Here is a 14156-nt window from a genome sequence, read left to right on the forward strand (position 1 = left end):
CCCGGCGGTCGTCGAATACATTCACGCGGGAATTATCTCGCACTCTGATCAGCCTATTGGGAGGAAAAGCCGATATGCATGTTTTGATCTTGGGCGCTGCGGGCATGGTCGGCCGCAAGCTTGTCAACCGTATTGCCGCCGAGCCGAAGGTTCTGGGCAAGACCATCGATCGCCTGACGCTGGTCGATGCCTTCCAACCGCCGGTGCCGGAGGCGCTTGCATCCGTATCCAAGGCTCTGACGATCGATCTTGCGACAGCAGGCGTTGCAGACAGGCTCATCGAAGATCGGCCGGATATGATCTTCCATCTTGCCGCCATCGTCTCCGGCGAAGCCGAGGCCGATTTCGACAGGGGCTACAGGGTCAATCTCGACGGCACCCGTGCACTGTTCGAAGCCATTCGCCAGCAGAGCCTGAAATCCACCTATATCCCGCGCGTTATCTTCGCCTCTTCCATCGCCGTGTTCGGAACCCCGTTCCCCGACGTCATCGGCGACGAATTCCTGACCGCGCCGCTAACGAGCTACGGCACCCAGAAAGCGATTGCGGAACTTCTGCTCGCCGACTATTCGCGTCGCGGCATTTTCGACGGCATCGGCATCCGGCTGCCGACCATCTGCGTTCGGCCAGGCGCCCCGAACAAGGCGGCGTCCGGCTTCTTTTCGAACATCCTGCGCGAGCCGCTTGTCGGCAGGCAAGCCATTCTGCCTGTCAGCGACACGGTGCGGCATTGGTTTGCAAGCCCGCGCTCGGCTGTCGGCTTCTTCGTGCATGCCGCAACGCTCGACACAGTGAAAGTCGGGCCACGGCGCAATCTCACCATGCCAGGGCTTTCGGCGCTCGTTTCCGATGAGATCGACGCCCTGCGCCGTGTCGGCGGCGACAAGGCGGTTGCGCTCATCCGCCGCGAACCCGATCCGGTGATCGAGCGGATCGTCTCCGGCTGGGCGACCCAATTCGACGCCCGGCGCGCGAGCGATCTCGGCTTCAAGGCCGAACAGAATTTTGACGAGATCCTGCGGGTGCATATCGAAGACGAACTGGACGGGAGGGTCGTATGACGGAGATGTCGTCGCAGAACGCAATCGCTTTGGTGACCGGCGGCGGTACGGGTATCGGCCGCGCCATCGCCAAGGCGCTCGGTTCGGCGGGCTTCAAGGTCGTCATCTCGGGACGTCGCGCTGACGTTCTCGAAAAAGCCGCCCGCGAACTCACCGAGGAAACGGGGGCGGAATTTCTTGCGGTTGCGGCCGATGTCAGCGACCCCAGCTCGGTCCGCAGCCTCTTCGATGTCATTGCCGGCCGCTATGGCCGCCTCGACCTTCTGGTCAACAATGCCGGCATGGGCCTGCCGGCCGTGCCGATGGAGGAGCTGAGTTTCGAGCAATGGAACGCCATTCTCGGTGCGAACCTGACCGGTGCATTCCTCTGCACGCAGCAGGCCTTCCGGCTGATGAAAGCCCAGGTGCCGCAAGGCGGCCGCATCATCAACAACGGCTCGATCTCGGCCACGACGCCGCGACCGCATTCCGCACCCTATACGGCCACCAAGCACGCAATCACCGGCCTGACGAAATCGACCGCCCTCGATGGCCGTCCGTTCGACATCGCCTGCGGGCAGATCGATATCGGCAATGCCGCCACCGACATGACGGCGAGGATGAGTGCCGGCGTGTTGCAGGCGAATGGCGAGACCGCAGCCGAACCGACGATCTCGGCAGAGCATGTCGCACGCGCAGTGGTCTACATGGCAACGCTGCCGCTCGACGCCAACGTTCTCTCCATGACCGTCATGGCAACGAAGATGCCGCTTGTCGGCAGGGGGTGACAAACAATCGGCAGCGCCGAGGTACGACGCTGCCGATAATCTGATATCGCGTATCGGCTAGAGGCGGATGATTTTAGGTCTGTTCGACCTAAAATCATCCGCCTCTAGAATCAAAGAAGTAGAGCGTGATGTCGTCCGAAAACCGCCTACACTTTTCGGCATCACGCTCTAGATGGCCGGTCGGGCGGAAGGCTTTACCTGCCTTCGCTCGATCAGGCCGCCGACGCTGAAGATCAACACCTCGATCTCCGTGCCGATCTTGTCGCCATCGAGCAGCCGGACGACGACGTCTATGCCGGATACGGCCTGTCCATCGATGGCAAGCAGGTAGTCACCCTCCTGCAACCCGCCTTTCTCGGCCGGACTATCCTTCTCGACACGGCGCAGACGTACGGCCGTCGAATGCGTGACGCCGGCCTCCAGCGCGATGCGCCGATGCAGCTCAACCGTATCGGCGGCGATGCCGATATAGGCGCGCCTGACATGGCCGAAGCGCAGGATCTCGGATACCACATGCTTGGCCGTGTTGGAGGCGACCGAAAAGGCAATGCTCTGCGCACCCTGGATGACGGCGGTATTGACGCCGATCACCTCGCCGGCGGACGAGACGAGCGGGCCGCCGGAATTGCCGGGATTGAGGGCGGCATCCGTCTGGATAATATCTTCCATCAGGCGCCCGCTGGCTGCACGCATCGACCGGCCAAGTGCCGAGACGATACCGGCGGTAACAGTCCATTCGAAGCCAAGCGGATTGCCGATGGCAATTGCGATGTGACCGCGCTTCAGCGATTTGGAATCCCCGAGCTTCGCCCAATTGCCGGACCAGTCATTGGCGCGGATCAATGCAAGGTCGGTATCCGGATCGCGCCCGAGCACCCTTCCCTCGACGGTTGCCCCTTCCGGGGTCTTGATGCGCACGGCCTTTGCGTCGTCGACGACATGATTGTTGGTGACGACAAGGCCGTCCGGCGAGATGGCGAAGCCGGAACCATGGCCAGCGCGGCCGCCCAACCGCTCGATCCGGCTGACGGCCGGCCCGACCAGATCGACTGCACCCGACACCGATTGAGAATAGGCATCCAGCAGCCCGGCATCGGATGACGGCTGGATGTCGCGATCAATAAAGCCCATGAAAACTCCTCCGACGCGGACGCGTCGCAACGAGGACCGGCAGCAGCTGTTAAAAAAGCAGGAGGCTGTCAGTTCGACAGATTGAAACAGTGGCTACTGAAATGAGGACACATCACGCCAAGTTCAAGAGCCGCGCGTACCAGGTGTGTTTCTGAACCGCGCCCTTATCTCATGCGCCCTGAAACGGTCTGTTGACGATGGCCGTTGCTCGCCGTCCGCCAGGTATTCCGGCCATTGGCTTTGGCACGGTAGAGAGCGCGGTCCGCCTCCTGAATCAGGGCCTCTCCGTCCTCGCCATTCTCCGGCGTCGCCGAAACGCCGATGCTGATACCGATATCGACCGTCGCACCCTCGATGCGAAACGAGGATTTGAAGGCAGCAATACACCCCTTCGCCACATCGGCGATATCGCCCACTTCCCCAGTCATCAGGATGGCAAACTCATCGCCGCCCAAGCGCGCGACCATATGGCCTCTGGCTGCACCGCGCAGCCGCTCGGCCACCATCTTGAGAACCTCGTCTCCCGCGGCATGCCCGAAAGTATCATTGACCGGCTTGAACCCATCGAGATCAAGGCAGAAAACAGCGACGCCCTTTCCTTTGTTCATCTTCAAGGCTTCATCGAGGGCCTTGTAGAAACACATCCGGTTCGGCAATCCGGTCAGCATGTCGTGCCGTGCCAGGCGATTGGCTTCGGCCTCCGCGAGAATACGATCGCTGACATCGGCGATGGTCAGCAGGAGACGGCGTTCCAGACCTTCATGGAGTAGCCGAACATAAACGAGCACATGGCGTTCCGTTCCATCGGCCACTCTCTGCCGCCAGACCGTTCTCGCCTCGCAATCGCCTTCAAGTTCGAGAAGCCCATCTGCAAAGCCCTCCGCCTCGCTCTCCACATGCATGTCGCATGCCCGCCAGGAGAGCAGCGTCGCTTTCGCGAAGCCATAGAAGTCGATCGCCGCGCGGTTGACCTGGAGGATTCTGAGACTGCTGCCGTCGCAAAGAAGCATCGGCATCGGATTGGCGTCGAAAAGCTGGCGCAACCGCTCTTCGCGCTGTTTCAACTCGCTGATGTCTATCCGCATGCCGATGGCGCCGCCGTCAGGCGTGCGCCGATCATCATGCCGAAGCCATCGCCCGTCTTGAAGCTGCTGCTCCTCCTGTGAAACCGGCTGGCGGAACTTTCGCATGCGCTGTTTCAGCCACATATCCTTGTCTTCGACGACCTCGGGCATGCGGCCGCTGGCAAGGCTGATCTTCAAAATATCTTCGAAGGCGATACCGGGTTTCAGGTGATCGGCAACATCCGGATAAAGCTCCGCGTATTTCTCGTTCCACAGAACGTAGCGATCGCTCGCATCGAAGACGCAGACCGCTTCCGGCAGCATTTCGATCACATATCGAAGGCGCAGATTGGCCTCTCTCGCCGCCACCGCGGCATGACGGTCTTCGTTCTCCGGCTCGATAAGAACCGCCGTCAGCACCTCGGACGCCGAAGGCCAGGTCATGACGCTGATCCGGCAATCCCGCCTTTGGCCGGTGGCTGTGACGATCAATGGCTGCGAGGCTGCGGCGGGCAGCGGCCAATCCGGTATCAAATCGGAAACGGCCGGATTGCGAGGCGCGCCTGAAAGGGCAAAGAGCTCCCGGGCTTCCGCATTGGCGAAGACAATCGTGCCGACGGCGTCGAGCACAAGTGCCGCCATCGGACACGCTTCCAGGAATGCGACGATTTCCGCGTCCAGCATCTTCTCCCAGTGGGCCGTCAAATTTATCCCCAGGCCCGGTTATAATACTGGATGGTAAAGGAATGCCGTAGATCGTGGCAAGAAGCATATATAGCTAAAATTTGGCGACCATCTGCGCGATCGTCATTTCCTGAGTGGAACGAGCCGATAGGATCGGCGCTATCCGCCGGCTATCGAAATCAGTCCCTGTTTTCCTTCAGCGGACGAGCAAGTTCGCGCTCCTGCATCTCGATGGCCTGCGTGATGAACCGCAGCACCACCTGCTTTTCCACCTTCCCCGCATGCGGAGCAGCAATCAGCCGATGCCTCCGCCGGCACGGAACCGCGGAATTATTTTCGTGGCCAGGCCAGCCTGCTCCAATTCGCGATGTAGAATACCACCGCGATGAACATTCCGGATCCGATCAGGTCGAGCCGATGGTGGCCGAAAAGGAAAAGCCCGAGAAGAGCCAGTCCGATCGCGGATACGATGAGGAAAAGAGACGGGATCACGCTTGTGATGCGCGTTCCCGCCTCGCCTTCGGCCTCGATGCCCTCACCCGTGACGTGGCCGCTGGAGCCGGGCGATCTGCTGCCGAGCCTGACGGTGACCCGCCCTCTCCTTGCGCCGATCCTGCCTCTGGTTTTCTTCCCCGACGTCAAAAGTACGAGCATCATCGATATGACCATGCTGCCGAATGCCCAGGAAAAAACCGCACATGCCGCCATGGCGGTTGCGTTCGCATAAGTCTGGTAGAGGTGGACTGCCAAAGTCCCCATCCCAGTGGTGATGGCAAGAAACACGGAGCCGACGATCAGGAATGTGATCCTGCCGGATACTTGTGTTTCGCCGTCCATGCGACCTCCCATCGATCTCATACGTTCAGATCGTCAAAACTAGAGCGTGATGCCGAAAAGTGTAGGCAGTTTTCGGACGACATCACGCTCTAGTTCCTTGATTCTAGAGCGGATTCAGATTTTAGGTCGAGCAGACCTAAAATCATCCGGCTCTAGGAGGATACTTCCGATCTTCAAACGCGGGCGCAATATATGTCGAGTTTGCCACAGACGCCGGCAGGACCTTTACGAAGTCGCGCCGAGGCATAGTTAGCTGAAGTCTCGGAGAATGGAGGTATCCCATGAGGATTTCGAGATCCGCCTCGGCGATGGTCATCGCCATTCTATTTGCACTGCCTGTCGAAGCCGCCGGCATCGATTGCGCCAAGCCTGCCTCGACAAGCGATCATATGATTTGCCAGGACAAATCACTCCTTGCGCGGGATAAGATGGTAAGGGATCTCTATGCTGCTGCATTGAAGCAGGACGGTGCAGACAAGATCCGCGAACGGCAACGGCGCTGGATTACGAAGGTGCAGTCCTGCGGCGATACGGCTTGCATCCGGCAGGCCTATGACGACCAGATCGGTTCCCTCCTCACGACCAAGGGTGGACGAAGCGCGGCGACGGATTTCCAGTCGAACAGCAAGGACGGCAACGAGGGTCACCTTTCGATTTTCGGACCGGTCGACGGCCTTATCGCCGTTTCGCTCGCCTCTACCTTTGTCGGCCCGGGCGGCGCCGAAGCCGGCGATGTCAATGCCGATGGCATGGACGGTGTCGTTCCGCTGGTAAAGGAACACACCCAGCTTTCCAGAGACGCATGCAAGATCGGTCTCGATCGCCTCGATCCAAAGACCTGGCGCGTGTCACAGACTGGTGTCTGCGATCTTGCCGCCGGCGTGACCTTGCAGGGGACCTACCGCAAACAATGAGATGATCTGGTTCGCGGGCAGGCATTGCAATCCCTGCCCGCGGTAATGTGCAACAGGCAGCACAGGCGCCAGGCAGAAACGCGCGGCCACTTGAAGAGCTCGACAAAAGGATGGAAAATACCATCTGGGGTCAACGTCGGACAAAGCGGCCATTTCCCCGTCACGCCAACGGCAGCTCGTGACAAGCAACAACGCCAACCGAACGCCGATACAGAAAATCCCCACCCCCTCATGAAGACAATTTCAGGCACGAATCTCGAACAGGCCAAATCGCATAACCGGCGTGTCGTGATCGAGGCCATCCGCACCAACGGACCGATGTCACGCGCAGCCATTGCCCGCATGACGGCACTGACCACACAGACGGTTTCGAACATCGTGGAGGAACTGGCGCGCTCGCATCTGCTGATTCCCATGGAAGCGCAGAGGATCGCTCGCGGCCAGCCGATTATTCCCTATACCATCAATCCGACCGGTGCTTACTCCATCGGCCTCGAGCTCGGCCGCCAGCGTGCCGCCGGCGTGCTGACGGATCTATCGGGTACGGTCTGCGCCCGCATCGAGCGCCATGTCGACAGGCCCGGGCCGACCGAGGCGATGCCGGTCCTCGCCGCCATCGTTCAAGATCTGCAGCAGGCCTTTTCCTTCCACCGGGAGCGGCTGCTCGGCGCCGGAATCGCCCTGCCGGGACGCTATGCCGATGGCGGCGTGACGTCGCTCAGCCCGCTCAACCTGCCCGGCTGGCAGGATTTTCCGGTTGCCCTCGAGCTGGGACGGCTCATCGATCTGCCCGTGCTCGTCGAAAACGATGCTACGGCCGCGGCGATCGGCGAGCGGCTCTATGGCGTTGCGCGCGGCCTTGGGAGTTTCGTCTATCTATTCCTGGCGGGTGATGGCGGCATCGGCGCCGGCATGTTTTTGGACGGTCATCTCTATAAGGGCAGCCGCGCCAATGCCGGCGAAATCGGCCACATCATCGTCGAGCCGCATGGTAGGCTTTGCACCTGCGGCAAGCGCGGCTGTCTTGATCGCTATATCTCGCCATCCGTCGTCTATGAATGTCTCGGCATAGACGATGCACAGGAGCTCTCGCCTGACGATCTCGATGCGATGATCGCAGCCAATAATCATGGCCTGGAGATCTGGCTGGAACAGGCTGTGCAGCCGCTTCGCCAAACGATCGATTTTCTCGAACTTGCCTTCGATCCGCAGACGATCGTGCTTGGCGGCAGCGCGCCGACATCGCTGATGACGCGGCTTGCCGAGCGCGTGGAGCCGCTGCATGTTCCGGTGAACCCAGCGGAAAAGCGGACCATACCCCGCCTGATGATCGGCGCCACCGGCAAAGATACCGCCATCCTCGGTGCCGCAGCCTTGCCCATCTTCTCGGAAACCAATCCGCAGTTCGACGTCTTGCAGAAACCGCTGACGCATCGCGCAGTGATGGGTTGAACAAGCCAGGCGGATTTAGCCGCTATCGGCGGTCGGCAGGCGCGGCCGACAAGGCCCCGCCTGCACCATTCATGTATCAAGCCTTCAAAATTGATAAAAGCCGTAGAGCAGCGGCATCGTACCGGCCAGCGCCTTGAACCGTTCCCAAGATTTGGCCGAGGGCTTTGTCCAGCCCGTTTCCGCCAGCGCCGAGAGCCGCGGGAAGACCAAACGGTCGAAAACCGCGCGATCGGTCATCGGTTCGGACCAGATACAGGCCTGGATGCCGCGAAGCTTTTCCTTCTGCGCATCCGTCCAGCCGCCGACCGGATCGAAGGTGTAGATTTTCTCCGCGTCGGAATAGCCGGCCCAGCTGCCGCCCGGCTCGTCCCAATCGGGGCGCATCGCCATATCGAGGTAATAGACCTGGCCCGGGCAGACGACGATCTCATATCCGCGTCCCGCAAGCTCGGCCGCGACTTCGACGTTGCGCCAGCTGCAGAGATAGCTTTTGTCCTTGTCGATCCTGTCGCCATGGGCTGCTTCTTCCCAGCCGCCGGTCACGCAACCCTTCGAGGCGAGAAACGCCTGGATGCGCTCCAGGAATTCGGCCTGCAGGACGGCAGCACCCGAGCCGTGAATATCGTCGGCACCATGCGTATTGGTGATGACGTTCAGGCGCTTGGCATGCGCATCCGCAATCTCCTCGCCGGCAAGCTCGCGCAGACGCGCGAGCGCCTCCGACGAACCGGACCAGGCGCCAAGCGGCACCTCGTCGGCACCGATATGGATCGTCTTGAACGGGAAGAGCTCGATCAATTCGGAGAGGATGGTCTCGATGACCTCATAGGTCTTCTCGCGGGCCGGGTTGATGCAGTTGTCCGGGAAGCCCTGAACCGAATAATAGCTGCCGACCTCGTTCGGATCGCGAAGCTTGGGGATTGCCTGCAGCATTGCATAGCAATGGCCGGGCATATCGATCTCGGGCAGGATCTCGATGCCGAAGCCCTTGGCGTAAGCGACAATCTCGCGCACGGCCGCCTTCGTGTAATAACCGCCGGTGCGGGCCGGGCTGGAGCCCAGAAGCGGCGGCAAGGGCAAGCCGTGGCCGCGCCATGCGCCGATCTCCGTCAACGCCGGATAGGCGTCGATCTCTACGCGCCAGGATTCATCGTCCGACAGGTGCCAATGGAAGCGGTTGAGCTTGTTCCAGGCAAGTACCGCCATCAGCTTCTTGATTTCAGCCGAGCCGTAGAACTGGCGCGACACATCGAGATGCAGGCCGCGCCAACCCATCGAGGGCTCGTCGACGATCTCGCCGCCGGCCGGGAAATGGAAGGCCTGCGGATACAGACGCGCGCCGCGCCAGATCTGGCCGATGGTCACGAGGCCATAGACGAAGCCAGTCTGGGCGCTCGCCTCGACGGTGATCGCCTGCGGCGAGAAGGTCAGTTTATAGGCCTCCGCCCCGAGGCCTTCGACGGGCCGCAGCTCCACCGGCACGGCGCCTTCGGCTTCCGAACGCACGAGCCCCTCGGCTGCGAAGAGATGCTCGACCAAAGCGGTGAAGCTTTCAGCCGCCGCTTGTGCTTCCGGCGTATTCGCCTTCAGCGCAAAGCCTGCCGGCAGCGGGCGGCGAGAGGCGACGGCAACGCGGTTCGGCCAGGGAATGATCGACAGCGGCACCGGGGGATTGGCCGGAACGGGATAGATTTCAGCACCACGCTTCAACGGCGCGTTGCTCGACGACGTGCGCGTCGGTTCAGCTGCGAGCGATACGGCGGTTCCATCCGGCAATGCGAGATAGGCGCTGGTGGCGCCATCGGTCCAGTGGCGGAACGGCCAGCTCAACGCATGGACCGTGATGGTCCATGTCTCGCCGCCAGCCAGCACGAAGCCTTCGGACGGCTGGAATTCGGTAAAGTTGGAAAGGCGCTTGGTGACCGTCGCGCCTTCGACGATGCCGGCCGGATCGACGCGGCCGGGACCGCTGACGCAGAGCGAGAAGCCCGAAAGCGGTTCCGACGACAGGTTCTTCAGCCGCAGCACATAGGAAAATTCCTTGCCATCGGCTGGCGCGTTCCAGGTTGTTTCAAGCCGCAGAGCCAGGGATCGCGGTGTGGACATGGGCACTCTCTCTTCCTGAAGGGATCGTTCAAAGCTTGAGCATGCCGGCATAGATGCCGGGTGCGGAATTGCGGATCTGTATTGCGCCGACGGTCTTCTCGTAGAATTCCGATGGGCCGACATCGCCGATGACAGTGTAGGCGTAGCCCATGGCCTTCTGGTCGTTGAGGCAGGCAAAGAGCAGCGCCCGGCCGATGCCGAGACCGCGAACGCTTTCGTCGACGCCGGTCGGACCGAAGAAGCCCCGCGCCGTCGCCTCGTGGCAGGCAAAACCGACAAGCTCTCGATTACGCGTGGCGATGAAGCATGTCGGCGGCTGGCGCGTCATCGCCACCGTCGTCTCGCTTGCCCATCCCTCGCTGAAATGGTCAGCCACCCAGCTCGTGATCAGCCGCATCTCCGGCGGCAGAGCGCGCCGGATGGTGACATCAGCCTTCGCCATGCGCTCCGGCGATTGCGTGTCGACCGGCAGGGTCGATAGATTGACCAGGTAATCCAAGGCGAAAATCCTTCTAGTTCGATGCGACGAGCGCACGCATGAAATGATTGGGGCCGACCTCTTCGACCACCGTCGAGACCGGCCGGCTGAGCGAGCGGATCTTCTCAGCCTGCTCGAGAAAGCGAGCGCTGCCGCCGGTCACGAACCTGCGTCCGCCGTCCGGCACCGCCGAAAGCAGAAGCTGCGTATAGGGATGCTTCGGGCTGGCGAGGACGGCATTGGTCTCGCCCCACTCGACCATCTGGCCGGCAAACATCACCACGATCTCTTCCGCGACATGGGCGGCGGTCGCGATATCATGGGTAATGTAGAGCATGGCGAGATCGTTTTCCCGCTTCACCCGCGCCAGCAGGTCGAGGATGTCCTTGCGGATGGACACGTCGAGCATCGAGGTCGGCTCGTCCGCCACCAGCACGCTCGGAGAAACCGCCAGGGCGCGGGCAATATTAACGCGCTGGCGCTGGCCGCCGGAAAGCTCATGCGGAAACTTCTGGCGCGTCACCGAAGGATCGAGACCGACGCTCTCCAGCAGCTTCGATATATCGTCGTCCCGTTCGGCCTTCGGCTTGTCCGCACCGTGCAACTGCAGCGGTCTTGCAATGTGATGATTGATCGTGAAGGCCGGGTTGAGCGACGAGAAAGGGTCCTGGAAGACCATCTGGACGTCCTTGCGGTACATCCGCTCGTCCTTGCTCACTCCTCGCGCCGTACGGTCCTGTCTGCGGAAGAGAAGCCTCCCGGCTGTCGGCTTGTCGAGCCGGGCGATGATGCGGGCACACGTGGTCTTGCCGCAGCCGGATTCCCCGACCAATGCCAGCGCCTTTCCTGCAAACAGCGAGAAAGAAACGCTATTCAATGCATGCACCGAGCCGAAATGACGCTGGACATCATCGAGCCGGATGACGGGTTCTGCAGTCACGGCCTGTATTTGCGGTTTCATGCGAAAACTCCGGAAGGGTGAGCGCTGGCCGGAAGCTGCGGAATAGCGTTCCAGAGCTTGCGCGTATAGTCATGAACGGGGGACCGGCTGACCTGAGCGACATCGCCGACCTCAACCAGTTCGCCCTTCAGCATGACGCCGATGCGGTGGCAAAGCTGCGCCATCAGATGCAGGTCATGGGTGATGAAAAGCACTGAGAAGCCATAGGTCTGCTGCAGGTCCAGAACCTGTTCCAGGATCTCGCGCTGAACGACGACATCGAGCGCCGTCGTCGGTTCGTCCATGATGATGAGTTCGGGACGCAGCGCCAGGCAAATGGCGATGACGATGCGCTGGCGCATGCCGCCGGAAAACTGGTGCGGGTAGTCGCTGACGCGATGCGGAGGAATTCCCACCAGCTTGAACATCTCCTCGGCACGGGCACGCGATTCCTGGCGCGAGCATCCGGTATGGCGATGCAGGACATCGTGGAACTGCGCCTCCACCCGCATCAGCGGATTGAGCGAGTTCATGGCGCTCTGGAACACCATGCCGATGCGCTTCCAGCGGATCTTCTGCAGATCGCGCTCCGGCATCTTGAGCAGATCCTGGCCATCGAGCCGAATGCTTCCGCCGCTGATCCAGGCCGGCGCCTTCGATAGCCGCGTGATCGCATAGGCGATCGTGCTCTTGCCGCAGCCGGATTCGCCGGCAAGACCGAAGATCTCGCCGCGGCCGATGTTGAAGGACACGTCCTTCACGGCACGGAAATCGCCCTTGTCGACCAGATAGTCGATATCGAGATGTTCGATCTCAAGCAGATTGTCGCTCATTGGCCTGACCTCATCGTGCGATTGCGGGCGCGCGTCAGGCGGAACCAACGGGTCAAGGCCGGGCCGGAACGCAATTGCGGATTGGCGATTTCGTCGAAGGTGAAGTTGATCAGCGCCAGACCGAGCCCGGTCAGCGCGATGCCGATGGCCGGCACGCCGATATCCCACCAGGCGCCGACCATGATAGCCGAGGCATTCTGCGCATTGTAGAGCATGGTGCCCCACGTGACCTTCAGCGGATCGCCGAAGCCGAGATATTCGAGTGTCGTCTGAGCAACGATCGCGTAGATGATGCTGCCGACCAGATTGATGCCGATGAGCGGCGTCAGGTTCGGCAGGATCTCGACGAAGATGATGCGCCAGGCCGGCTCGCCGATCATCTTGGCGGCAGTGACGAAATCGCGGTTGCGCAGCGCCATCGTCTGCGAACGCGTCATGCGCGCACCCCATGGCCAGGACGTCAATGCAATGATGGTCATGATCGTCACGGGACCAACCGTGCCCGCAAAGGACGCGAGCAGGATGAGGAGCGGCATGTTGGGTATGACCAGCACGGCGTTGGTGGCAAGATCGAGCGCGGCGTCCGTCTTGCCGCCGGTATAGCCGGCAATCAGACCGATGGCCGTGCCGAGCACCGTAATGGCGATACCCGTCGCGAAACCGACGGAAAGCGAGCTTCTCGCCCCCCAGACGAATTGGCGATAGACGTCACGGCCCATCTTTGTGGTGCCGAAGACATGTTCGACGGAAGGCGGCTGATGCGACCGGCCGACGCGGGCGCCGGGTTCGCCCGGCGCGATGACCGGCGCGAAGATCGCCATCAGGCACAGCGCAGCAACGATGACGAAACCGACAAGCGCTTTTTTCTGGCTGAAAATGGATCGCAGCGAAAAGCTCATCGTCCTGTCTCCCTCAATCGCGGATCGACGAGACCGTAGATGATATCGACGAGGAAATTGGCGCCGAGCGTTGCGAGCGTCATCAGCAGCAACTGCCCCTGGATGACGGGATAGTCACGCGCCACGCTGGCGGTAAACAGCGTCAGGCCAAGGCCCGGATAGTTGAAGACGATCTCGGTGACGATGGAGCCGCCGAAAACGGCACCGAGCATCAGCGCCAGGTTGGTCAGCACGGGTAACAGGGCGTTGCGGGCGCCATAGCCGAACATGACGGCGAGGTTGCTCAGCCCCTTGGCCCGCCCCATCGTCACGTAATCCTCTCCGAGCACGACGATCATCGACGAGCGCATCGTCGTCTGGAATTCACCGATGAGGAATGGAGACAAGGTCAGAACCGGCAGGATCGCGTGCATGAACACACTGCCGAAGAAGGTGAAATTGAAGCCCGGATCGAGATTGGGATCGTAGGCATATCCAACAGGGAACCAGCGCAGCGACACCGCAAAGACAAACAGGGTGGTGAGCGCTACGATAACGGGCGGTATAGAGAACAGGATGACGGCAAAGGGCGATACGATTGTGTCGAACCGCCCGCCGCGCCTCCAGGCCGCGATGGCGCCGAGCACGACGCCGATGCACAGAGAAACGATGATCGCTGTAACGACCAGGAAGAGGGTCCACAGCGTGGCCCGGCTCAGCACCTGGACCACCGTCTGCGGATAATATTTCACCGAAACGCCAAGGTCGAGCGTTGCGAGGCCTTTGAGATAGTCGACGAACTGCATCATGATCGGCTGATCGATCTCGCCAAAACGGGCCTTGATCGCCTCAACGGCCGCGGGTGTCGCCCGCGGCCCAAGCTGAGCCACCATGGCGTCGACGGGACTCCCCGGCATAAGCCGGGGAAGAATGAAGTTGACGACGATCGCGAAGGCCAGGGCCACCGCATAGACGCCGAGGCGCCGGCTTGAAACACGCATCTCTGCTTCC

Annotated in this window: 13 protein-coding genes; 4 read left to right on the plus strand and 9 right to left on the minus strand. The window is 61.3% G+C overall.

Annotated elements, in window-relative coordinates; translation table 11 throughout:
- Window positions 1-74 precede the first annotated feature (74 nt).
- Window positions 75-1061 carry a D-erythronate dehydrogenase gene (denD, locus tag HGP12_RS18770; protein WP_168840318.1) on the plus strand — a complete coding sequence of 329 codons (987 nt, stop codon included), beginning with the start codon at window positions 75-77 and terminating at the stop codon, window positions 1059-1061.
- A complete protein-coding gene (locus HGP12_RS18775; protein ID WP_168840319.1) occupies window positions 1058-1828 on the plus strand; it encodes an SDR family oxidoreductase in 771 nt (256 codons plus the stop codon). Before denD ends, HGP12_RS18775 begins: the two co-directional genes overlap by 4 nt.
- A 168-nt stretch (window positions 1829-1996) precedes the next feature.
- Here HGP12_RS18775 and HGP12_RS18780 read toward each other — a convergent pair whose 3' ends face one another.
- The 3 genes from HGP12_RS18780 to HGP12_RS18790 all read right to left on the minus strand — a co-directional run bounded on the left by HGP12_RS18780 (window position 1997) and on the right by HGP12_RS18790 (window position 5544).
- On the minus strand, window positions 1997-2959 hold the full coding sequence (locus tag HGP12_RS18780) for a S1C family serine protease (protein WP_168879605.1): 963 nt from the start codon (window positions 2957-2959) through the stop codon (window positions 1997-1999).
- A gap of 164 nt (window positions 2960-3123) precedes the next feature.
- Window positions 3124-4707, minus strand: coding sequence for a diguanylate cyclase domain-containing protein (locus tag HGP12_RS18785; protein WP_205926533.1), 1584 nt, complete (start codon window positions 4705-4707; stop codon window positions 3124-3126).
- 330 nt (window positions 4708-5037) lie between these two features.
- Window positions 5038-5544 (minus strand): hypothetical protein, encoded by a 507-nt coding sequence (locus HGP12_RS18790; protein WP_168840321.1) that lies wholly within the window; start codon window positions 5542-5544, stop codon window positions 5038-5040.
- Between the two features lie 281 nt (window positions 5545-5825).
- On the opposite strand from HGP12_RS18790, the gene HGP12_RS18795 reads away from it, so the two are divergent.
- Together HGP12_RS18795 and HGP12_RS18800 are read left to right on the plus strand one after the other, a co-directional pair.
- Window positions 5826-6458, plus strand: a complete 633-nt coding sequence (locus tag HGP12_RS18795) for a lysozyme inhibitor LprI family protein (protein ID WP_168840322.1) — start codon at window positions 5826-5828, stop codon at window positions 6456-6458.
- A gap of 231 nt (window positions 6459-6689) precedes the next feature.
- Window positions 6690-7910, plus strand: coding sequence for an ROK family transcriptional regulator (locus tag HGP12_RS18800; RefSeq protein WP_168879606.1), 1221 nt, complete (start codon window positions 6690-6692; stop codon window positions 7908-7910).
- A gap of 84 nt (window positions 7911-7994) precedes the next feature.
- Here HGP12_RS18800 and HGP12_RS18805 read toward each other — a convergent pair whose 3' ends face one another.
- The 6 genes from HGP12_RS18805 to HGP12_RS18830 are packed head-to-tail and all read right to left on the minus strand — an operon-like array spanning window position 7995 to window position 14146.
- The gene (locus HGP12_RS18805; protein ID WP_168840324.1) at window positions 7995-10016 is read right to left on the minus strand and encodes a beta-N-acetylhexosaminidase; all 2022 of its coding nucleotides are present in this window, start codon (window positions 10014-10016) and stop codon (window positions 7995-7997) included.
- 28 nt (window positions 10017-10044) lie between these two features.
- On the minus strand, window positions 10045-10515 hold the full coding sequence (locus HGP12_RS18810) for a GNAT family N-acetyltransferase (protein WP_168840325.1): 471 nt from the start codon (window positions 10513-10515) through the stop codon (window positions 10045-10047).
- 13 nt (window positions 10516-10528) lie between these two features.
- Entirely contained in the window at window positions 10529-11455 is a 927-nt protein-coding gene (locus HGP12_RS18815) for an ABC transporter ATP-binding protein (RefSeq protein ID WP_168840326.1), read from the minus strand.
- The gene (locus HGP12_RS18820; protein WP_168840327.1) at window positions 11452-12267 is read right to left on the minus strand and encodes an ABC transporter ATP-binding protein; all 816 of its coding nucleotides are present in this window, start codon (window positions 12265-12267) and stop codon (window positions 11452-11454) included. Before HGP12_RS18820 ends, HGP12_RS18815 begins: the two co-directional genes overlap by 4 nt.
- Complete coding sequence (locus tag HGP12_RS18825) at window positions 12264-13166, minus strand: ABC transporter permease (protein WP_168840328.1); 903 nt, start codon at window positions 13164-13166, stop codon at window positions 12264-12266. Before HGP12_RS18825 ends, HGP12_RS18820 begins: the two co-directional genes overlap by 4 nt.
- Window positions 13163-14146: an ABC transporter permease gene (locus HGP12_RS18830; protein ID WP_168840329.1), complete on the minus strand. Its 984-nt coding sequence runs from the start codon at window positions 14144-14146 to the stop codon at window positions 13163-13165. Before HGP12_RS18830 ends, HGP12_RS18825 begins: the two co-directional genes overlap by 4 nt.
- Between the last annotated feature and the right edge of the window lie 10 nt (window positions 14147-14156).

This window comes from Rhizobium sp. P28RR-XV (assembly GCF_012641385.1).
Classification (GTDB): Bacteria; Pseudomonadota; Alphaproteobacteria; order Rhizobiales; family Rhizobiaceae; genus Rhizobium.